20 protein-coding genes are annotated in these 22,961 nt (G+C 38.4%); 6 read left to right on the forward strand and 14 right to left on the reverse strand.

Annotation, left to right across the window (positions count from 1 at the left end):
• Positions 1-41: 41 nt before the first annotated feature.
• The 3 genes from QCQ61_RS01615 to der form a co-directional block, all read right to left on the reverse strand.
• A complete protein-coding gene (locus tag QCQ61_RS01615) occupies positions 42-2,804 on the reverse strand; it encodes an outer membrane beta-barrel protein (RefSeq protein WP_279448976.1) in 2,763 nt (920 codons plus the stop codon).
• 242 nt (positions 2,805-3,046) lie between these two features.
• Positions 3,047-3,427, reverse strand: coding sequence for a hypothetical protein (locus QCQ61_RS01620; protein ID WP_279448977.1), 381 nt, complete (start codon positions 3,425-3,427; stop codon positions 3,047-3,049).
• Positions 3,428-3,697: 270 nt separating this feature from the next.
• Complete coding sequence (gene der / locus QCQ61_RS01625; protein WP_279450214.1) at positions 3,698-5,005, reverse strand: ribosome biogenesis GTPase Der; 1,308 nt, start codon at positions 5,003-5,005, stop codon at positions 3,698-3,700.
• Positions 5,006-5,086: 81 nt separating this feature from the next.
• On the opposite strand from der, the gene QCQ61_RS01630 reads away from it, so the two are divergent.
• Positions 5,087-5,575, forward strand: coding sequence for a GTP-binding protein (locus tag QCQ61_RS01630; protein WP_279448978.1), 489 nt, complete (start codon positions 5,087-5,089; stop codon positions 5,573-5,575).
• Positions 5,576-5,652: 77 nt separating this feature from the next.
• Here the strand turns inward: QCQ61_RS01630 and era are convergent, their stop codons facing one another.
• Positions 5,653-6,540, reverse strand: a complete 888-nt coding sequence (gene era / locus QCQ61_RS01635; protein ID WP_279448979.1) for a GTPase Era — start codon at positions 6,538-6,540, stop codon at positions 5,653-5,655.
• Between the two features lie 252 nt (positions 6,541-6,792).
• Between era and QCQ61_RS01640 the strand changes: the two genes are divergently transcribed.
• The 5 genes from QCQ61_RS01640 to QCQ61_RS01660 all read left to right on the forward strand — a co-directional run bounded on the left by QCQ61_RS01640 (position 6,793) and on the right by QCQ61_RS01660 (position 12,118).
• Positions 6,793-8,430, forward strand: a complete 1,638-nt coding sequence (locus tag QCQ61_RS01640; protein WP_279448980.1) for a hypothetical protein — start codon at positions 6,793-6,795, stop codon at positions 8,428-8,430.
• 142 nt (positions 8,431-8,572) lie between these two features.
• Positions 8,573-8,743, forward strand: a complete 171-nt coding sequence (locus QCQ61_RS01645) for a C1orf53 family protein (protein WP_279448981.1) — start codon at positions 8,573-8,575, stop codon at positions 8,741-8,743.
• Between the two features lie 15 nt (positions 8,744-8,758).
• Complete coding sequence (gene hutU / locus QCQ61_RS01650) at positions 8,759-10,768, forward strand: urocanate hydratase (protein ID WP_279448982.1); 2,010 nt, start codon at positions 8,759-8,761, stop codon at positions 10,766-10,768.
• A gap of 55 nt (positions 10,769-10,823) precedes the next feature.
• On the forward strand, positions 10,824-11,363 hold the full coding sequence (locus QCQ61_RS01655; RefSeq protein ID WP_279448983.1) for a DUF4136 domain-containing protein: 540 nt from the start codon (positions 10,824-10,826) through the stop codon (positions 11,361-11,363).
• A 209-nt stretch (positions 11,364-11,572) separates the two neighbouring features.
• Complete coding sequence (locus tag QCQ61_RS01660; RefSeq protein ID WP_279448984.1) at positions 11,573-12,118, forward strand: hypothetical protein; 546 nt, start codon at positions 11,573-11,575, stop codon at positions 12,116-12,118.
• A gap of 54 nt (positions 12,119-12,172) precedes the next feature.
• Here the strand turns inward: QCQ61_RS01660 and QCQ61_RS01665 are convergent, their stop codons facing one another.
• The 10 genes from QCQ61_RS01665 to QCQ61_RS01710 form a co-directional block, all read right to left on the reverse strand.
• On the reverse strand, positions 12,173-13,783 hold the full coding sequence (locus tag QCQ61_RS01665) for a T9SS type A sorting domain-containing protein (protein WP_279448985.1): 1,611 nt from the start codon (positions 13,781-13,783) through the stop codon (positions 12,173-12,175).
• 85 nt (positions 13,784-13,868) lie between these two features.
• On the reverse strand, positions 13,869-15,929 hold the full coding sequence (locus QCQ61_RS01670; protein ID WP_279448986.1) for an alpha-ketoacid dehydrogenase subunit alpha/beta: 2,061 nt from the start codon (positions 15,927-15,929) through the stop codon (positions 13,869-13,871).
• A 141-nt stretch (positions 15,930-16,070) separates the two neighbouring features.
• Positions 16,071-16,436, reverse strand: coding sequence for a four helix bundle protein (locus QCQ61_RS01675; protein ID WP_279448987.1), 366 nt, complete (start codon positions 16,434-16,436; stop codon positions 16,071-16,073).
• 92 nt (positions 16,437-16,528) lie between these two features.
• A complete protein-coding gene (locus QCQ61_RS01680) occupies positions 16,529-17,839 on the reverse strand; it encodes a dihydrolipoamide acetyltransferase family protein (protein ID WP_279448988.1) in 1,311 nt (436 codons plus the stop codon).
• A gap of 127 nt (positions 17,840-17,966) precedes the next feature.
• Entirely contained in the window at positions 17,967-18,572 is a 606-nt protein-coding gene (locus QCQ61_RS01685; RefSeq protein WP_279448989.1) for an acyltransferase, read from the reverse strand.
• A 55-nt stretch (positions 18,573-18,627) separates the two neighbouring features.
• Complete coding sequence (locus QCQ61_RS01690) at positions 18,628-18,987, reverse strand: four helix bundle protein (RefSeq protein WP_279448990.1); 360 nt, start codon at positions 18,985-18,987, stop codon at positions 18,628-18,630.
• A 77-nt stretch (positions 18,988-19,064) separates the two neighbouring features.
• Positions 19,065-19,823: an enoyl-CoA hydratase/isomerase family protein gene (locus tag QCQ61_RS01695; RefSeq protein ID WP_279448991.1), complete on the reverse strand. Its 759-nt coding sequence runs from the start codon at positions 19,821-19,823 to the stop codon at positions 19,065-19,067.
• 12 nt (positions 19,824-19,835) lie between these two features.
• A complete protein-coding gene (gene paaZ, locus QCQ61_RS01700; protein ID WP_279448992.1) occupies positions 19,836-22,331 on the reverse strand; it encodes a phenylacetic acid degradation bifunctional protein PaaZ in 2,496 nt (831 codons plus the stop codon).
• 11 nt (positions 22,332-22,342) lie between these two features.
• Positions 22,343-22,675, reverse strand: a complete 333-nt coding sequence (locus tag QCQ61_RS01705; protein WP_279448993.1) for a type II toxin-antitoxin system PemK/MazF family toxin — start codon at positions 22,673-22,675, stop codon at positions 22,343-22,345.
• Positions 22,672-22,917: a ribbon-helix-helix protein, CopG family gene (locus QCQ61_RS01710; protein ID WP_279448995.1), complete on the reverse strand. Its 246-nt coding sequence runs from the start codon at positions 22,915-22,917 to the stop codon at positions 22,672-22,674. The genes QCQ61_RS01705 and QCQ61_RS01710 overlap by 4 nt, the downstream gene beginning before the upstream one ends.
• Between the last annotated feature and the right edge of the window lie 44 nt (positions 22,918-22,961).

Here is a 22,961-nt window from a genome sequence, read left to right on the forward strand (position 1 = left end):
AATCCATAATAGTTGATGCATTATTGAAATTTAGCACTAAATCAATCCCACGGATTATCCTTTATCTCTCCTTTTTTACCGAGCGTATTAAATTTATAACTCAGCGTAAGCATAAAATATTGCTTTAAAACCGTACTCTGAACATCTTGAATATAATTTTGGTTTGAGGTACGACGAACATTACTGTTTTGGTTCAGCAAATCGTAAACTTTTAGAGTCGCACTACCGCTGTCTTTTAGGAATGAATAGGTTAGCGAACTGTTCCAAAAAACATAGCTTCTGTTAAAACCCTCGGTAACATCTGCATTATAAACATATTTAAAATCGTTGCGCCATTCCAAAGATTTTGGGACGAAAGTTGTGGTCCGCAAATTAAATTCGTGTCGTGTGTAATTGCTATTTTCAAATGTACTAACATCAATGCTATTTGTGCTGTAATTATAGCTATATCTGGGGCTTAGCTCAAACAAATCTTTCCAAGTAAACGTAGCGTTTATTGACGGGGTATAATTAATCGTGGTACTATTGTACTGCACGTTATTATTAAAATTTACATTGCTATTTCCGGTAGCATATAGAAAAGCTCCGTATTTAATAGTGCGTAAACTGTCTATTTTAAAACTTTTATTGAAACCAATATTTCCAGACAAACTATACGTGCCGTTTACATTTGTAAAGGTGGTGGTTTTTACGAGATTTTCATCTACTGTGGTTTTGGGCACGACACGGTCGTTACTGAATTCGAAATTTAAATATGAATAAAATCCTGTTTGGTTTTTAAAATCGTAATTATTTGCTCCCAAATAGAAACGATGTTCGTTTGAAGGTTTCAAATCTGGATTTCCGCGAGTAATATTCAAAGGATCCGAAATATCAACAAAAGGTGAAAGTTGGTCTATGTCTGGCGCAGTATTCTGTAAATAATATCCTGAAAAGGCACTGAATGTTTTACTGAATTTATATCGAAAATTAACACTCATCTCCAACGCATTAAAATCATTTTTGAAATGTATATCTCTTAGCGCATCATCGCTTTCCAACGTTCTAAAAACATAAGCAGCATTTACGCGAGCATAGATTTTTCCAGTAGTATAAGTTACGCCCATTTCTGGACTTGACTGTTGATTTGTATTGGTAAAATCGGTACTCTGAGCTGTGTTGAAAGTGGTATAATCTTCTGAAAATTCGTCAAAATCAAAAACATCCTTTCGGTCCTTTCGTTTCTCGTTTTCAAAATTATATTCTAAATTTAAAAAGAGTGTATCGGCAATAATGGGTAGACGCCACTGCGGCGTTACGGAAAATTCTGATGCACTTTTCTTGCCATTGGTTCGCTGGTTTCTTAAAAGGGTATTTGGGTCTTCACCAAAAATTTGTGTTTCGCTAAATATGTAATCTTGGTTGGCGATCGCATTAATTTTGTTTGTGGCTATAATTCTAAAAAAGCCTCCATTGCCACCATATTTTTTGGTTACCGAGAGCCTATTATTAAAATTATTTCCGTCTCTTTCGCTGTGGTTGTCGTTAACAGATTGGTTAATAAGCTCCTCATTTGCATTTTTGCTCGTCTCGTTCTTAGTAAAGTTTGATATTATTTTATTAAATGATAGCTGTGGGCGAATTGCTATTAAAAATGTGGAATCTATCTGTGTATTAAATTTTAGGTTGGCCGTATGAGTATAGCTGTCGGTTTCTGAAGTAGTATTTACGTTAGAGAGATACCTATTTTCGGGTAAAATGTTTTCACGATTTCGCAATTCTTCATTAAACGTGTTTGCGGAGGAATAAAAATAATCTGTGCTAATATCTGTTTTTTTTCCAAAGTCCTTGGCAAAATTGGCTCCGGCAGTTCTAGAATTTGTGATGCCATCACCTCCGCCAAACGCCATTCCGTTATAATTAAAGGAGCCATTACTATTAAAATTAAGATGTCTGCCACTGCCGAACATTTTTTCTATTTCACCAAAACTAAATCCTGGGGAGTTAGTATTATTTCCGCCTCCCAAGGCGCTAATTCGCAAATCATTGTCAAAATAATTTATAAGTCCAGCATATTCAAAACGTTTATCGGTTCCGCCTCCAGCCGCTACCCTGCCGAAAATGCCTTTATTTTTTTCTTCGTCAATTTTAATGTTTATTGTTTTATTATTTTCATCCCCATTTTCACCTGTAAATGCTTCAGAATCTGTTTTGGTATCGGTTACCTGTATTTTTTTAACTATTTCTTTGGTTAGGTTTCTGGTTGCAATGGTGGGATCGTCCCCAAAAAATGGTTTTCCATTTACCAAAATTTTGTTCACTGGTTTCCCATTAACGGTTATATTTCCTTGTGCATCTACTTCAACGCCCGGAAGTTCCTTCAATAAATCTTCAACAGTGGCGTTCTTTTTTGTTTTAAATGAAGCCACATTAAATTCTAAAGTGTCCTTTTTAATGGTAATCGGGGCACGCGATTTTACAACAACTTCATCTAAATTTGCCACCGAAACTGAAATAGGAATACTCCCCAAATCCTGCACGGGCGTATCTAAATTCACCGTCTTCTGAAAATTTTGATAACCTACATAGCTAAAATTTATCCGTACATTTTTTGCTGAAGTCTTTCCTTCCAAAATAAATTTGCCGTTTTTATCTGTTATCGTGTAAGTAATTAAAGTACTGTCCGCTATCGTTTCCATAAAAACAGTGGCAGCTTCCAATGGGTCTTGAGATTCACCATCAATTAAAACACCCGAAACTTGTACATCCTGTGAAAAGCTTAAAGAAACAAACAAGAAGAAAAATCCAAAAAGAAATTTTTGCATATAAAACGTACTGGTTTATTGATTTTATTGTCGAATATATAGCTATATATTTAAAACCACTTCCAAATTTTAAAAATAAAACGGTATCATTTTTTTATAAAAAACATAAATGCCTGTAAATAAACAAATAGGATTGTACGCCAAGGAGTAAGTGAATAATACAATACTTTTCTTTAAAATTATAAATTAAAAAAGCTACTAAAATTTTATTAGTAGCTCTTTTAGTAAATGTAACCTTGCAATTACTCGCCCGAAGGTTTCTTTACTTTCACCTTTCGTTCACGTATATCTGTTATACTAATAGGATTGGCTTTATCGCATCTATTAGGCATTTTTAACGATCTGAACGTAAACCACACACGCATTCCGTGCGTTTTAAAATTACCTAGCAAATTTACGGGATCGAACATAACGGTTCTATCATCTTCCAGTGCAATTACATATTCGCAATCGCCCTCCGCGGTAGAATGTACAATAATACCTTTGTATTCTTGAACAACCGGCGCCGCAACTTGACTATTCCCTCTATTATTAGGTCTGGAGGTATTGGCTTTAGACGAACTGCACGAAGCCAAGCTTACCATCGTAAATGCAAGAAATAAAAACTTAATAATATTTTTCATAATAATATTCCTTTATAGCTAAATTAATAAAAAAGGCTGCCTTTCATAAAAAAACAGCACTTATATTAATTCGTTATTTTATGAGAAGTTTATTTTTCAGAATTTTCAATTTCGGCAATCGGGTGCCAATAATTAAGCTGCTGTATGTATTTTTGTTGAATAATGGGTTGCGTCTTATACCAGAAAAGCTAGCACGTACCTCGAATTACCTATTTAAACAATACACTCCAGCAAAAGCGAAGTTGTAAAAAATCGCAAACGAAGCATGACTTATTTTTTCCTAAAATAAACTGTAATAGGCACCCCGGTAAAATCGAAATTTTCCCGAAGTTTATTTTCAATAAAGCGCTTGTACGGATCTTTTACATATTGCGGTAAGTTGCAGAAAAATGCAAAGCTTGGATAGGGTGTTGGCAGCTGCGTGCAGAATTTTATTTTTACATATTTAGCTTTATATGCTGGCGGCGGATAAGCTTGAATTATTGGAAGCATGACTTCATTCAATTCGCTCGTTTTTACCTTTTTACTTCGGTTTTGGTATACCTCAACCGCGGTTTCAATTGCTTTGTAAATTCGTTGTTTGGTAAGAACCGAAACAAAAACAATTGGCACATCTACAAAGGGTTCAATTTGCTGACGGATATATTTTTCGTAATCCTTCACGCTACTACTTTCCTTGTCTTCCACCAAATCCCACTTGTTTGCAAGTATTACGATTCCTTTATTATTACGTTGTGCTAGCCAAAAAATATTCTCCACCTGTCCGTCAAAGCCTCGAGTGGCATCAAAAACAAGAATAATTACGTCGCAATGCTCAATAGCTCGAACGCTTCGCATCACGGAATAAAATTCCAAATCTTCCTTTACCTTGCTTTTTTTGCGAATTCCCGCAGTATCAACAAGGTTAAACTCAAAACCAAAACGATTGTATTTCGTGTCTATGCTATCGCGTGTTGTTCCCGCGATGTCTGTAACAATATATCTGTCTTTTCCAATGAGCGCATTTATAAATGAAGATTTCCCCGCATTGGGACGGCCCACAACTGCAAATCGTGGAAGCTCGCTATCATCCGGTTCCTCTCTATCCGGCAATGCTTTTACCAGATCATCGAGTAAATCGCCGGTGCCACTCCCGTTGATACTAGAAAGATTGTATTGGTTTTCAAAACCCAGCGAATAAAACTCCAAAGCATCATTTACGCGCGATGCGGAATCTACTTTATTAATTGCTAAAAAAATTGGTTTTTTTGAACGACGAAGCAGTTTTGCAACCTCTTGATCCATTCCTGTAACGCCGCTTTCCACATCAACCATAAAAATAATGGCATCGGCTTCGTCAATAGCCAATTCAACCTGTTTGTCTATTTCAGCTTCAAAAATATCGTCGCTTCCTTTTACATAACCTCCTGTATCTATCAACGAAAATTCTTTTCCGTTCCAATCACTTTTACCATAATGACGATCGCGCGTAACGCCACTCACTGCGTCAACAATGGCTTCTCTACGCTGAATTAGCCTATTAAAAAAAGTAGATTTCCCTACGTTTGGTCGTCCTACAACGGCAACAATGCTCATAATCTCTGGTTTAGGGTGCAAAAATAGCTTTTAGTTGGCAGAAAAAATATTATTTTAACCGCTTTAAACTCAAATAAGTTAAGAATGCTTTCGAATGAAATAGTTTTACGCCCACGTTTCCAAATAGAACTGGAGCAACCCTGCACGCAGATACTTACAAAGTTTTCGGAAGCTAAAAAGTGCCAAAGCAAGTTTACCATTTCTTGCGTAGATGACCATATTTTTCTCAAATTACCAAAAAAACAACAACACTTTTGGTCGCCCCAGTTGCATTTGGAAATAATTGAAAAAGACGAAGAATCCTGTTCCTTACACGGTTTTTTTGGACCAAATCCAACCGTTTGGACCATGTTTATGTTTTTTCACGTTGCTGTGGGAATCCTTTTTATGGTGAATTTAACTTGGCTTTACTCAAATTATAATTTGGGAAATTCCATCGGACTTCAAATTTCAATTTCGGTAATTTTAATTCTCACCTGGATTGTACTCTATGTTGCAGGAAGACTTGGCAAGAAAAAAGGAAAACCCGGAATGCGGGAACTCTATGAGTTTATGACAGAAACCATAGGGTAAAATTCCAAATCACAAATCCCAAATTCCAAAGAATACTATGTTGGGATTTGGAATTTGTGATTTGTGATTTTTAAAATTTACTTTTGATTGTATCCAAACCTACGGAGTTGCTTTTCATTACTACGCCAATCCTTATTAACCTTCACATACAGTTCTAAATGTATTTGCTTTCCGAAGAATTTTTCCAAATCCTTTCTAGCTTCAATACCAACCCTTTTTAATGCCGAACCCCTGTGCCCGATAATGATTCCCTTTTGGGTTTCGCGCTCTACCATGATTATACTTCGGATACGGATAATGTTTTCGTCTTCAAAAAACTCCTCAGTGTCTATTTCAACTGAATAGGGAATTTCCTTTTTGTAGTGCATCAATATTTTTTCGCGAATGGCTTCGTTTACGAAAAAACGTTCGGGTTTATCGGTTAATTGATCTTTTGGATAAAATGGGGGCGACTCTGGAAGCAATTCAATTATCCGATTAAAAACTTCGGGGACCCCAAAATTTTGAAGCGCCGAAATAGCAAATATTTCAGCATTCGGAACTTTTTCCTTCCACATTTTTACTGCTTCGGAAAGTAACTCTTCATTGCCTTTGTCAATTTTATTAATAAGAAGTAAAACTGGAATTTTTGAATTTGTTATTTTATTGAAAAAGGCTTCATCCTTCAATTCTTTCTCACCCAATTCCACCAAGTACAGCAGAATATCGGCGTCCTCAAAAGCAGATTTCACAAAATCCATCATACTCTCCTGCAATTGATACGCAGGTTTTATAATTCCGGGGGTATCGCTCAATAGCACTTGAAAATCATCACCGTTTACGATTCCCAAAATACGGTGGCGTGTGGTTTGGGCCTTGGAAGTTATTATGGACAGCCGCTCGCCCACAAAAGCGTTCATCAAGGTGCTTTTGCCCACGTTCGGATTTCCGATTATATTAACGAATCCAGCTTTGTGTTTTGTCATTTCTTTGGAATTGGTTCTACAAATTTACATTTATTTTAGGCGAACCGTCAAAAATAAGTAGCTATCTAGGCCACAAATTCTGTTTTATAGATAGATAATTAATCTAGTTAGAAGACTATATTTTTACGTTTTTGTTAATAGCGTGTAGTATTGAAACAAGAAACTTTACAGAAATTCTTTCACTTTAATCTCATTATAAAGTTATAAATAATATAAATTAGCACAATTATATCCTTTTAATAGAAATTTACGATGACTAAAACTATTATTTTACTTGTGGCGCTAATTGCATCCATTGAAAGCTTTTCACAAGTTGGTATTGGAAATATTGATCCGGCCGAATCATCACTACTAGATATTAACGATTCAAATAACGATAAAGGGATTTTAATCCCGAGAGTAGATATTGCAGATTTAAACACCCAAGCTCCTATTACCACAACAACTATAGAAGAAAGTTTATTGGTCTATAACACCAATATCACCACGGGAAAAGGGTTTTATTATTGGAGTGGCACAAACTGGATACGAATTCAGGCTTCCGGTGACGACAAAAGTATTTACGCGGCTGACGATAATTTAATTGGCGCCAGAACTGTAGGGCTCAACGGTTATTCATTAAATTTTAATTCGGGTAATAATGTGGCATTACAAATTGACAACAATCGTCGCCTTACCTTTGGAGGATATGGAGGAACTACCTTTGCAGGAAATCCTTTAAACCTTTTAGGAGTAAATAGTACTGGCCAAGTAATTAGTCTAAATACCAATACGGCTTTTACTCTCGCTAATTCCGATTGGTTTGAGGAATCAACTACCAGTCCACCCAATAGTATTAATGATAACATTTATACCAATGGTGAGGTAGGTATAAATATTATATCTCCAAATGCTCCTCTACATATTTTTGAAGAAACCGGCACAGCTCCGTCGAACTCTGACGGCACAGTAATACTTGAACATGGCGATGACGGAGGGATTTCTTCCATCGTTTTTAGAAGTCACGTAAACAGTACTAGCGATTATGGCTATATTAGTTATTCCGACAATGGTTCCGGCAATGGGTCTGGGGTAGAAAGTAGTCTTTTAGAAATTGGGGTTCAAAACGATACGCCCACAGGCTACCCGCAAGGTATAGACAATATAAATTTAGCCGCAACAGGTTCTATAGGAGTAGCAAATGTAGTACCCGATGGTAGCTCATCAATAGATTTAGGCGCAAACGATCGCGGTTTATTGGTTAATCGTGTTACCCTTACCGCAGCAAATAATGCCTCGCCTATTTCGAATCCTGCAAATGGATTACTTGTATTTAACACAGCCACCAACCTTTCGCCTACGGGATACGAAAATGATGTTAGACCAGGGTTTTACTATTGGAGTACGGCACAAAGTCGATGGATCCCCCAAACCCCCGAAAGTAGATCGGCACGGTATACAAATAGAAATACAACGTTTAATTTAAACCAAGCATCGGCTCAGAGCTTACCAATCTTTGGCTATGAAGAATGGAATGACGATTCTACTCTCTACCAAGCCACAATTGGTAACAACGGCAACCAAATAATTGTAAGAGAAGACGGTAGATACGAAGTAACTGCGAATATTTCTATAACTTCTCCAAACTTAGATAATAACAGAACTAATATAGATGCCGAATTTGTTGTAAATCCAAACACTGCCTCGGCACTATATCCAGGAGCTACAGCTTCCACAGGTTACATTAGAAATAACGGACAACATAACAATAGTTCTTTGCATTTATTTGAAGTTATAGAATTAGAAACCAATGACATATTGGTTATTGAGGTTATGAAGGAAGCCGGAGGAAGCACAGTTACAATGAGAGTAGAAGGTGGATGTAATTTTACCATTAAAAAAGTAAAATAATTCTATAAAAACTACTTTAATTTTAAGACCTTCTTTTTCCAAGACAGGTCTTTTTTATTTTAAAATTCGTACAATTTCATTTAAAAAGATATCTGTAAAAATTACCGTTAATACACACTATTGAATTTCGTATTTTTACGCAATGCTTTTCCCAAAGAAAAAAATAGTACTCGAAGAAGGCGATTATTACCTAACCCCCGAAGGTTACAAATGCTTTACGGAACAATACCACTTAAAACGCGGATATTGTTGCGAAAGCGGCTGCCGCCATTGTCCGTATGGATTTGATAAGAAAACAGGGAAACATCAATAAAAATAAATTTGAATAATGACTTTTAAAGAACAAATACAACAAGGCATTCCGTCAGTTTTACCTGAAAAGAAACCTTACGATACAAATATAAATCACGCGCCAAAGCGAAAGGAAATTCTCTCAAAAGAAGAAAAGGAACTTGCGCTTCGCAATGCACTACGTTATTTTGAGCCGAAACATCACGCCACACTCCTACCCGAGTTCCGTGCGGAATTGGAAAAATACGGCCGCATTTATATGTACCGTTTCCGTCCAGATTATAAAATGTATGCGCGTCCTATTACTGAATATCCCGGAAAATCCAATCAAGCAAAAGCGATTATGTTAATGATTCAAAACAACTTGGATTACGCTGTGGCGCAGCACCCACACGAGCTAATTACTTATGGTGGCAACGGCGCAGTTTTCCAAAACTGGGCGCAGTATCTTTTGGTAATGAAATACCTTTCCGAAATGACCGATGAGCAGACCTTGGCCGTTTATTCCGGGCATCCAATGGGTTTATTCCCATCGCACAGAGACGCGCCGAGAGTTGTTGTTACCAACGGCATGATGATTCCGAATTATTCAAAACCCGACGATTGGGAAAAATTCAATGCTTTGGGAGTAACGCAATACGGGCAAATGACGGCGGGAAGCTATATGTACATTGGCCCACAGGGAATTGTTCACGGAACCACGATTACGGTGTTAAATGGTTTCAGAAAAATTAAAAAAGAGCGGAAAGGCGGGTTATTTGTAACTTCTGGTTTGGGCGGAATGAGCGGCGCGCAACCCAAAGCAGGAAACATAGCAGGTTGCGTAACGGTTTGCGCCGAAGTAAATAAAAAAGCCACTGAAACCAGACATAGTCAAGGTTGGGTAGATGAAGTAATTTCAGATTTAGACGAACTTTCAAAACGTGTAAAAGAAGCAACTTCAAATAAAGAAACTGTTTCCATCGCTTACGACGGAAACGTGGTGGAAGTCTGGGAGAAATTTGCAGAGGAAAACATAAAAATTGATTTGGGAAGCGACCAAACCTCGCTTCACAATCCGTGGGCGGGCGGCTATTATCCCGTTGGATTAGCTTATGAAGAAGCCAACGAAATGATGGCAAACAATCCGGAGCAATTTAAAAAGGAAGTTCAGAAAAGTTTACGCCGCCAAGTGGAAGCAATCAATAAACACACTGCAAAGGGAACCTATTTCTTCGATTACGGAAATGCTTTTCTTTTGGAAGCATCTCGTGCGGGCGCAGATGTTATGAATGATAAAAAGGTGTCAGGTCGAGCGCAGTCGAGACCTCAATCGGAGTTCAAATATCCATCTTACGTGCAAGATATAATGGGCCCAATGTGTTTCGATTACGGTTTTGGACCATTTCGTTGGGTTTGTGCTTCTGGTAAACCCGAAGATCTTCAAAAAACCGATGAAATTGCGTGTGAAGTTTTAGAAGAATTGATGAAAAATTCGCCTAAAGAAATTCAGCAGCAAATGCAGGACAACATAACTTGGATTAAAGGAGCGCAGGAAAATAAATTGGTAGTCGGTTCGCAGGCACGTATTCTTTATGCAGATTCTGACGGTCGCGTGCAGATTGCTTCGGCTTTCAACAAAGCTATTTCCGAAGGTAAAATCGGACACGTTGTTTTAGGTCGCGACCATCATGATGTTTCAGGAACCGATTCGCCCTATCGTGAAACATCCAATATTTACGACGGTAGCCGGTTTACTGCAGACATGGCAATTCAGAACGTTATTGGCGATAGCTTCCGTGGCGCTACCTGGGTAAGCATCCACAATGGCGGTGGCGTAGGCTGGGGTGAGGTGATTAATGGTGGTTTCGGAATGGTTCTTGATGGTAGTACAGATGCGCAACGACGCTTAGAAAATATGCTTTTCTGGGATGTTAATAATGGAATTGCAAGACGTAGTTGGGCACGAAATGACGAAGCTGTATTTGCAATAAAACGTGCAATGGAAAACAATCCGCAGTTGAAGGTAACGCTTCCAAATTTTGTTGATGACAAATTATTCACATAAAAATTCGACCACGAATTCACTAAATTGTGCATTTGTGGCTAAAAAAAAGAAAAAGATGAAAGCACTTAAATTTTTACCCCTATTACTGCTTTTTGCATTCACTTCCTGCTCCACCGTTCGCGTAGCATCGGATTTCGACAAAAAAGCAAATTTTAATCAGTACAATTCCTTTGCTTTTTTTAAGCCAGGGATTGATAAAGCCGAAATTAGCGATTTAGATAAAAAACGTATTCTTCGTGCCATTGAAGGAAATTTAATAATGAAAGGAATGGCAAAATCTGAGACTCCAGATTTACTCGTTAGTATTTTTACAAAAGAGCGTGAACGCGTTGATGTTTACAATAGCAATTTTGGATACGGATGGGGTTGGAGTCCTTGGTATTATGGCAGCTATCATGGCGGTACAAATGTTTCTCGAACTGCTGAAGGCACGCTTTACATAGATTTAATAGATGCTAAAACGAACAATTTAGTTTGGCAGGGTATGGGGAGTGCAGATTTAGTAACCGGAAATATGGAACGCAAAGAGGAGCGAATTCGCGAAATAGTCTCCAAAATATTAGCAGAGTATCCGCCAGGAGCTCTGAAAAAGTAGTTAAAAAAAGGCTTTTATGCAATTTGTATAAAAGCCTTTTTTTTATCTTTAAAATCAAAATGCTCACTTATTTTCATCTTGGCAAAAAAAAGACGGCCTAATTTATTTGTAAGAAATCACATTTTAAAATATAAACAGGCTGTTTAAACTTTATAAAGAATTACAAAAGAAGCACGATCACTAATAAAATAAGAAACTCAACAAGGCGGATGATAAAACTTTCAAAATACAATCGGCGATCATTATATGGGGGGTTAATTGCTGCCGTCATTACCGGAACGGGAGTTTTTCTTCTGGGAAATATTTCAGGTTATGAAGCAAAAAAACTGATAACCTCTTCCCTACCGGGAATCAACATGCTTTGTAATACCATTGTGCTTGCTTCAGCAACAATCTTGGCACTTTTACTTACGCTTTTAGGTATAAGTTCTGGCTCCAAGTCAAAATTAAAGCAAGCCCATTATACCCAAGTAATGGCAATTGCAAAACTGGACACAATCCTGTTTGTTATAGCTATTATACTCTTTCAGATATTTAATATCCCCATCACCGAATCTGAAGAATTGCCCACGACCTGGTATTCCACTATTTATTGGGCTACGCTCTTTCTTTCCTCACTGCTCAGCGGTGGGATGGTTTCGGTTATTTTAATGCTTTACAACACTGTTATCAATATGATTAAAATTGTGGGACTTGGCGACGAGGATCATCCGCTCGTTTTTCAGGAGGATAATATAGAAGAAGAGAATGAATAAAAAAGCCCTCCTCAAAAAAAGGAAGGCTTTTAATAATTGGGGATAATTAAAAGTTTATTCTTTAACCAATTTTATGCCTTTTACATTTCCTTTGTGAGTAGAAATTTTCATAAAATAAACACCTGATTTCCAACTTTGCGTATCTACGTTTACCGAAGTCTCCAAATTGTATTTCGCTGAAAATAACTGCTGCCCTAAAACATTATAAATTGAAATTGCTTCAATTGGCGAATTGCTATTAATAATCATTTCAGCTTTTACCGGATTTACAAAAGATATTGAAGTGTCTGAAAATTCTTCAACACCTGCTGTATCATCCACTACATTTTGCGCATAGATTTTTAGGCCGTCGCCCTTGTCTTCCACAAAAACTGCTACGTTCTGCGAATTTCCTTCTTTTGTAAAATTCACTCTTGTTTTGGCTGCAGCAAAAGTAGCTACGGGACGGGTTTCTTCGGGCCACGCAAAATCACCGTTTTCATTTAAATAAACGCTATGTAATGTGGTAGGCGTGGCGCCATTGTTTTCTCCTTCTTCCATCAAAAATAATGGATTGTCGTTTCTGAGGCGAAGTGAACCTGCGTGCGATTTATCATTTCCTATTGGAAAAACAACTTTTGCGTTATCGGTTAATTCACGTGCGCCAGAATCTTTATTAAATTTTTGGACGTATTCGCCACGTTCGCTTTGTGTTTCATTTCTATAGATAGAAATTGACCAAACGTATTGCGAGCCGTTTTTAAAAGCTATTTCGGTTTCCATTTCATAATCGGTTTCGCCAGTATCAAAATCAGAACCATTTATACCCCAAGGTAAAGTTCCGTCAGGATTTATACGCTGCAAATACGAATCAAAACGTGTTCCTGCTGAAGCATAATAACCCATATAAACTACATCGCCATCCTGAACGCCTTTGTACGAACGAATAAAAGCAGTAGCTCTGTCAGAAATTTGAACAGCACTTCCCCAGACCGGATTACCATCTGCATCGTAACGTTGCGCATATAGAAAAGAGTTAATTCCCGTTAATAATTTATGGAAAACAGCTATATATTCGCCGCCTGCAATCTCAAAAAAGTTTCCTGGAGACGAAGTTCCAGAACCCGTTGTTAGCGGCTGAGTTGACGGCCAAACGGCAAGTCCGTTATCGTCGTATTTTTGCATAACTGCACCACTTCCAGAGAGCCAACTAACAATTGCTCCCCCTGTTGAAAGCGGTAGCACTGTTACCACATTCCCACTACCAACTTGAACTCCATTTGCACCCCATAAATGATTGCCATCGGTATCCATTTTAAACACAAAAGCAGGGTCTCCGCCCGCTGTTCCTGTAGCACCAATATAAAGATTGTCATTGGCATCTACGATTGTATTCATAATTACGGTTGAAGTACTCATAGGAATTTGGTCGCTAACCAACATACCATCGCTACCAAGTGTTTGGTTGCCATCGGCATCCATAATTTGCAAGCGAAGTTCAATATTTGTTGGTGGTCCAACATTTTTCCAAAACACTACATAAGTTTGCCCATCAGAAGTGCCACGCGTCTGTACATCTAGTTCTCCAGATTCTGCTACAAGTGTATTCGCATCGGTGTCGGCAGTCCATTGGGCGTGTAAAATCGTTACCCCAAATAATGCAAGAAACGTAATAATAGTTTTCATAATATAGGTTTTTGATTAAAATTAAGCCATATTAAACGAGGTTTACTGAGTGAGGTTGTCATCTTGTGAAATTAGTTAATTGAAATCAATATTTTAGTATTTCAAGTATCTTCTTCTTCACTTTTTCCGTGGAAGGTATCATCGTTTCCTCCAATGTGGAATTAAGTGGAATTGCAGGCATATTTTCTGAACCAATGAGCATCACCGGCGCATCAAGTTGCTGAAAACATTCTTCTTGAATTCTTCCCTGCAAACCGCGTGAAAATCCGTTGTCGGAAGGTTCTTCGGTTACAACCAAACATTTTCCGCATTTCTTAACCGATTTAAAAACCGTTTCATAATCCAAAGGATGCAGTGTTCTAAGGTCAACAACTTCAATTTTATCCTGCATTCCAAGTTCTTCGGAAGCGTTCATTGCCCAGTGCACGCCCATTCCGTAGGTTATTATAGAAAGTGTTTCCTCTTCTTCCTGTTTCCAGATTTCCTGCAAAACCCAAGCTTTTCCAAAAGGCAAAACATAATCTTCTGCAGGCATTATAGACGTTGCGCCCTTTGTTCCCTTCACCTTACTCCAATACAAGCCTTTATGTTCAAAAATCACAACAGGATTTGGGTCGTAATAGGCCGCTTTTAGCAGACCTTTTAAATCGGCACCGTTACTCGGATACGCAATTTTTAATCCACGAATATTAGTCACCACACTTTCCACGGAAGAGGAATGGTACGGGCCACCACTGCCGTAAGCGCCAATAGGCACACGTAAAATCATTGAAACCGGCCATTTTCCGTTTGAAAGATAACAGCTTCGGGAAACTTCAGTAAAAAGTTGATTGAGCCCTGGCCAAATATAATCGGCAAACTGAACTTCTACAATTGGTTTTAAGCCAACAGCGCTCATTCCCACGGTTGAACCTACGATAAATGCCTCTTGAATTGGCGTATTAAAAACACGATTGTCGCCAAATTTTTGTGCCAAAGTAGCCGCTTCGCGAAACACGCCACCCAAACGTGCGCCCACATCCTGACCATACAATAAACATTCCTTGTGTTTCCGCATCAATTCCTCAATGGCAAAAAGTGCACAATCTACCATCACCACTTTTTCGCCTCCTTTAGGGGATCGTTCACCCTTTTCTTCGGTAATTTCCGTTGGAGCAAAATCGTGCGTAAAAAGATCTTCGGGTTTTGGATCTTCAGCATTTAACGCCCTTTCCAAAGATTCTTTGATTTCGATTTTGATGTCGGCTTCTATTTCTGAAAGTTCTTTGTCATTAAAACCATTATCCAATAACAATTTTTTCAATTTTGGATACGGATCACGACTTCGCGCTTCCTCCAAATCATCGCGATAAAACTCCATCCGAACGCCAGAAGTATGATGGTTCAATAGCGGAACTTTTGCGTGAACCAAAAATGGTCTGCGCTCTTCCCGAATTTTTGAAATTACATTCTGAATTGTATTATAACTTTCCTCAAAATCAGCCCCATCAATTGAAATTGCTTCTAATCCGTGAAATCCCTTTGCGTATTCTGCGGCATTCTGGGCTCTTGTTTCCGCAGCATTAGCCGAAATATCCCACTCGTTGTCCTGTACTAAATAAAGAATGGGCAGCTTCTTTAAAACTGCCATTTGAAAGGCTTCAGCAACTTCGCCTTCTGTAACCGAGGCATCACCTAAACTACAAACCACAATGGGCAATTCTGAATTCTGAATTCCGAATTCTGAATTCATTGATTCCTTATACCAAAACCCCATTGCAACACCCGTAGCTGGAATAGCCTGCATTCCCGTTGCAGAACTTTGATGTGGAATTTTTGGTTTATCATCATCTTTCAAACTTGGATGACTATAATAGGTTCTTCCGCCCGAAAAGGGATCGTCTTTTTTTGCCAAAACCTGGAGCATAAGCTCATACGGTTTCATTCCAATGGAAAGCAACATAGAATCATCACGATAATACGGAAATGCGTAATCCTGCGGCAACAGCTGCATTCCCAGGGCTATTTGAATTACCTCATGACCCCGCGAAGTTGCGTGCACGTATTTTGAAACGGTTTTAAAATTTTCCTCATAAATCTCTGTCATCGCTTTTGCGGTGACGAGGTTTTTAAAGGCTTTTTTTAATATATCTTTTTTAATTTTCATCTTTAGATTTTGACGTTTTTGAATCACGACCACTTGCTTCGCTCGTTATACGAACCACGACGGTTGGAATCACAACTTTTAAACGTCGTTTTTCGTGCAGTATGCCAAGTGAACGATTGTGGTTCAAAACGTCCTTTTCATTTAATTATTCGGATCTAATGTATCTATAAAATTTGATATTTTACTTTGTAATGCTTGTACCTTATCTTCCAATCTCAAAAATAATTCTTTCGAAATAAAATTTTGACGAGCGCAAACCATCAACTGTGTTTCCCATTCAAAAGCTGAACCAAGGCTGTTTTCAAGAAAATTCAAAAAATGTCTATCTGTTCTTTTGCTCGAACCTTCAGAAATGTTTGAAGCAATGGAAACCGAACAACAATTCATTTGTGTTCGCAAACCGTATCTTTCATAATCTGGTAAAGTTGCCGTGAGTAAATAATTTTTATCAATTAACTCCATTGCCAGTAACCATATTTGCAATTTCTTAAAATTATGTCTTCTCATATATTAATTTTTTGAAACACGCCCTACGACTGTTTGATTCACAATTTTTAAAACTTGTGATTCGTGCAGTGAGCACAGCGAACGATCGTGGTTCAAAACGTCTTTTTCACATCAAACTGTTCCATATAATCGGCAATTCTTCGTAAAAAAGAACCTGCCAGATAACCATCTACTATTCGGTGGTCAAAGGAAAGTGAAAGGTACATCATTTGGCGGATTTCAATCGTATCGCCTTCTTCTCTTTCCATTACTTCGGCGCGTTTTTTAATAATTCCAGTTGCCAAAATTGCGGCTTCGGGTTGGTTGATTATGGGTGTACCCATTAAACTGCCAAAAGTTCCCACATTGCTAATTGTAAAGGTGCTGCCTTTGGTTTCATCGGCCTTTAATTTATTATCACGGGCTTTTCCAACCAATTCATTTGTCGCAGTAGCCAATTCATTTAAATTCTTTTTATCGGCGTTTTTAACAACGGGCACGATTAAGTTTCCCGATGGAAGTGCAGTTGCCATCCCAATATTTATTTCGTCTTTTACAATAATGTTTCTCCCATCCAAGGTAGAATTAATCATTGGAAAATCCTGGATGGCCTTCGCAACACATTCAATAAAAAGCGGGGTAAATGTTAGTTTTTCGTTGTATTTTTTTTGAAATGCAACTTTATTTTTATTTCGCCACTGAACCATTTCGGTTAAATCAGCTTCCACATAAGCTGTAACGTGTGGCGATGTATGTTTCGAAAAAACCATATGATCCGAAATCATTTGGCGCATACGGTCCATTTCTACGATTTTGCCTTTTCCTTTGTCGAATTTTAAATCTGGAACCTGAAATCCTGAAACTTCCGGAACAGCTTGCGCAAATTGAAACGGGCGTCCATTTTCCAAATAATTTGAAACATCACTTTTTCGTAATCGGCCATCTTTTCCAGTACCTGAAATTCGGGCCAATTCTTCGTAGCTGATATGATTTTTACGGGCAATGGCATCAACCAAAGGTGAGATGAAAACATTTTCGTTTACTTTAAAAGAATTTGAAGATGCCGATGGAATTGGTTTTGAAGTTAAAGTCCCCCTCTGCCCTGCGGGCATCTCCCCCGTGGGGGGAGAAACAGGTGCTATTTTTTCAGAATTTGAAATGCTTTTTTTAGATTTCACGTTTTCTGAAAGCTCCAAAACAGCAATCACTTCGCCAACGGGAACAACATCCTGCGCCTTAAATTTATGTTCCAGCATTTTTCCGGCAGCAGTAGCAGGTACTTCATTATCTACTTTATCGGTTGCAACCTCCAAAAGAATATCGCCTTCCTCAAAAGAATCGCCCTCCTTAACCATCCAATTTATGATGGTTCCTTCGGTTATGCTCTCGCCCATTTTGGGCATTTTTAATTCTGTTTTTTGCATTTTTTATAAATATCACACTGAGCAGTCTATCCTGAGCGCAGTCGAAGGCTGTCTAAGTGCTTTTGTGTACTAATCAAAATTTATCTTGACTATGACCCCTCGACTGCGCTCGGGGAGACATTCGTCATTACTCTTGGTTCTTGATTCTAAATTCTTCCAAAGTTTTATAAAAATCTTCCTGAACGGGTCGGTTCTTCGGAATTTCCCGTAACGGTTCCACTTCCCGCAAACTTTCGTGGCAATCATTGGGTAATTGTTGGTACAATCTTGTTCCAGCTGTTTTCCATGCAATCATTTCATCTGAAATATCCTTTATAGCTTTTGCAGGATTACCAACTATTAATTTCCGTTTTGGAAATTTTGTTTCCGCTTTTACAAAACTCATGGCACCAACAATACATTCATCTCCAATTTCGGCATCGTCCATAATTACGCTATTCATTCCAATCAAGCAGTTTCTGCCCAAATTTGCTCCGTGAATTATGGCACCGTGGCCCACGTGCGCGCTTTCCTTCAACACAATACTTTTTCCGGGAAACATATGAATGGTACAATTTTCTTGCACATTCACGCCATCTTTGAGAATAATCTCACCCCAATCGCCGCGAATTGCCGCACCGGGACCGATATAGCAGTTTTTTCCAATAATCACATTGCCGGTTACCGCCGCCAACGGGTGGACGAAACTGCTTTCGTGGATTACTGGAATATGGCCTTTGAAACTGTAGATCATTTTTTTAAATTATATGACAAAAAGATAAATGGACAAAAAGATTAAATGACAGTTATTAGTTCAATGTATTTTTAAAATTTGAAATCATTGCCTGCAATTTTTGTATTGTTTGTAAATTTTCTTCAAATGTAATATTGTCAATATATTGCAAATCATACGCACAAATTAATTGAGTTTCCCATTCAAATGAAGAACCCAATGCAGATTCTAAATACTGAATGAAATGTTTATCAGAATTTCTGGCAGAACCCTCCGCAATATTTGAGGCGATAGAAATTGAACAACGCTGTAATTGATTAGAAAGACCATAAATTTCAGATTTAGGAAATTTGGAAGTAAAAATATAGGTTTCACTCACAAGCTTCCTAGCATTCTGCCATATTGCCAATTTTCTAAAATTATTCTTTAATGCCATTTTAGGTTTTATTATCCTTTTATCCTTTCGTCATTTTATCCTTTCGTCTTTTATCATTTGATTCTTGGGGTTTCTATCTAACTTTCACCAAACTTCTTTAATGTATGTTTCGTAAATTCCGAAAGCACCAATCTTCCGGAAATCACGGCACGTTCCGCAAGTAATTCATCCCAATTTTCTGTGCCGCTCCAAAATACTTTTTTCATTTCCGCCATCGCTTCTGGATTATAATTGCAAAGATTTTCAGCAAATTTTTGAACCGCTTCATCCAATTCCTCCAAAGAATCAAAAACCTGATTGTACAATCCTTTTTGGCGGGCCCATTCGGCGTCGTAAAAGGAATTTGCATCAATTGCAATTTGGCTGAAACCGCTTGTTCCCAATTTGCGTTCAACGGCAGGACCAACCACAAATGGGCCAATTCCCACATTTAATTCGCTTAATTTAATTGCGGCAAATTTTGTGGCCATACAATAATCTGTAGCCGAAGCAACGCCTACGCCCCCGCCAACGGTTTTCCCTTGTATTCTTCCGATGATGAATTTTGGGCATTTTCGCATTGCGTTTATGACGTTTGCGAATCCACTGAAAAATACTTTTCCAGTTTCGGCATCATTAATACTTATAAGTTCATTAAAGCTTGCGCCGGCACAAAAAGTTCTGTCGCCGCCACTTTTCAGGATGATAACTTTTACTTCGTCATTGTTACCAGCTTCAGTTATTGTATTTGCGAGTTTCGACAACAAATCTCCCGGCAAACTATTGTGTGCTGGATGGAAGAATTCGATGGTTGCAATTTTGTTTTCGGTTTTTATGTTTACGTATGGTTGTTCCAAAATATTTTAAATTTAAATTATTCCAAACTGTTCAAAATGATGGTTCAAATGTTTTCGCTCCAGTAAATACCACTCGTAGCGATTCATTTCGCCAAAAACCAGATTGTTCAATTTGGCATCGGGATTTTCTTTGAAATAGTTTTTATATGCTTCCCGTTCTTCCAGAAATTTCTCTTTCGCCGTTGCTAAATCGGGATGTTTCAGTTTATCTAAAGTATCTTTTTCCAATTGCGGAAAATTCGAGTTTCGCGGAAATTTATCGTAATTGTAAAGGCTCGCGTGTACTTTTTCCAAAATCTTTTCTGGCGTCGCAACTTCAAAATCCTGAATTTTTCCCGAAGCAATTTTATAGGTATATTCCAAATGTTCCAACATATGTTGGGGCGTCATAATGCCCCACTTGGGCTTGGAATCTTCGGATAATTTATTCAACGATTCCTGAATTTTTTCATCGGTCATTTCAACAAAGGTTTCTTGCTTCTTTTGAACCATGGTGAGAATTGTAGCCAAAGCAACCAATTCATCTTCAGCATCAAAAACCTCCACAAACCATTTTACGATTCCGCTGGGGTGTTCAGCCGAAGCTACGTCGCGATCTACTTTTTGCTTGCACGTTAACCGTACATAAATTGTATCGTTATGATATAGCGGGCGCAAAAAACGACAGTCTTCCAAGCCGTAATTTGCTGCAACCGGCCCTTTGTTCGGATAAACGAAAAGTCCCGCTGCCGCCGCGATGATAAAATATCCGTGAGCAGTGCGCTTTTCAAAAATACTTCCGTCGAGCGAGGTGATATCCGTATGTGCATAAAAATGATCCCACGTAAGATTTGCAAAACTTATAATATCTGAATCCGTTAACGTGCGCTTGTGTGTTTTTAGCGACATTCCGGGTTTTATATCTTCCCAGTGATATTTAAAGGGGTGCTGTTCTGCCTCTTTATATTTGGCATTTGCTTGATAAATTCCGGTGATTTCGGTTAAGGTAGTTGGCGAACCTTGAATTGCAGTTCGTTGCAAATAATGCTTTATTCCGCGCATTCCGCCCATTTCCTCACCGCCACCCGCACGTCCCGGACCGCCATGGACCAAACTTGGCAATGGCGAACCGTGGCCTGTACTTTCCTTGGCACTTTCGCGGTTTAACACCAAAATACGGCCGTGATGCGAAGCTGCATTAATTACATATTCCTTAGCAATATTGTCGTCGTTGGTTGCTATGGAAGAAACTAATGAACCTTTCCCCATTTGCGCCAAAGTAATGGCTTCATCTAAATTTTTGTACGGCATAATTGTGCTCACCGGTCCAAATGCTTCAGTTTCGTGAACCGACAAATTCTTAAACGGATTATCTTCACGAAGTAGAATAGGAGCCAAGAAAGCACCTTTTTTTGCATCGGCGCCAATTACTTCTATTTTATCTAAATGGCCATAAACGATACTTGCAGTTTTTGACAATTCCTGCACACGCTCACGGACTTCTTTTACTTGATCTAAACTTACCAAAGAGCCCATTCGCACTTCCTTTAAACGCGGATCGCCAATGGTTACTTTTGAAAGGGCCCTCCCAAGGGCAATTTGCACATCTTCAACTAAGTTTTCAGGAACGATTACACGACGGATGGCGGTACATTTTTGGCCGCATTTTACCGTCATTTCATTTCGGACTTCTTTTATAAAGAGATCAAATTCGGGGGTTCCGGGTTTAGCATCTTCACCTAAAACCGAAGCGTTTAAACTATCGGCTTCCATTGTAAATGGTACGGCTTCTTCAATAATTCTTTTATGCGATTTTAGCAATCTTCCCGTAGTTGCAGAACCTGTAAATGTAACCACATCCTGTGATTCAACACTGTCTAAGATAGTTCTAGCCGAACCTGTAATCAATTGCAAGGCGCCTTCGGGCAAAATTTTGGAAGCAATTATTTCACGAACTACGGCTTCAGTTAAAAAGGAAGTATTTGTAGCTGGTTTTACCACCGCTGGCACACCCGCCATCCAGTTTACCGCACATTTTTCCAACATTCCCCAAACCGGGAAATTAAACGCATTTATATGAATGGCAACCCCGCGTTTTGGCACCATTATATGATGCGCCATAAAACGACCGCCTCTTGACAAATCTATAGGATCGCCTTCAACGTGGTAGGATTGGTTCGGAAATAATTTCCGAAGGGAAGCGTTGGCAAAAAGGTTGCCGAAACCGCCTTCAATATCGATCCAACTATCAACTTTTGTGGCGCCGGTTCGGTAGCTTATTTCATAAAAATCGGCTTTCTTTTTCACCAAATGCAGCGCTAAGGATTTTAACATATTTCCGCGCTCCTGAAACGTCATTTTCCGAAGTACCTCTCCTCCTTTTGTTCTTCCATATTGCAGGATTTCGGCAAAATCGAGACCTTCGGTATCCGAAAGTGCAATGATTTCACCAGTAATGGCATCGTGCATTGGTACGCCTTCGCCTGTGCCAGTAACCCAAGTTCCGAGTATGTAGTTTTGTAATTTCATATAATTGAAAACTAATATTTTAATAAATCGTTTAGAGTGTTTTTAATTTCAGAAATATAAGCTTTGTCAATATAACCAACCTTCTTTTTGAAACGTTCCTTCGAGATTGACCGAACATGAAAAACCATTACTTCCGAAATTGAAGTGAGTCCATTTTCGGGGTTAGGCCGTAAGATTGGGTTGCCTTTAAAATGATGTACAGACGAGGATAACGGACAAACAATTATGACATCGAGATGCATATTTAGTGCATTTCCACTAATAATTACGGCGGGTCTGTTGCCAGATTGCTCGCTACCTTTTACAGGGTCAAAATATACATTCCAGATTTCTCCCTGTCTCATTTTTCGTCATATTCCTGAAGCATCCTGAAATAGTCTGCAATTCCTTCCTCTGCCATTGCCATTACCTCTTTATCCTGCGAAGCACGTTTAAAAGACTTAATATATTGAGCTTTATTAAGTTCATCGAGGTATAGCTGTAAAGCCTTTTCGATAATTCTATTCTTCGGCATTTTAAGCTCTTTGGCCATTTTCGAAAGATTTTCGAGAAGATCGTCCGGTAAAGATGATGTGAATGTTGCCATAATATATTTATAAAACATAAATATAAAACATATTTCAATTCAAA

It is taken from the genome of Aequorivita marisscotiae (assembly GCF_029814825.1).
GTDB lineage: Bacteria > Bacteroidota > Bacteroidia > Flavobacteriales > Flavobacteriaceae > Aequorivita > Aequorivita marisscotiae.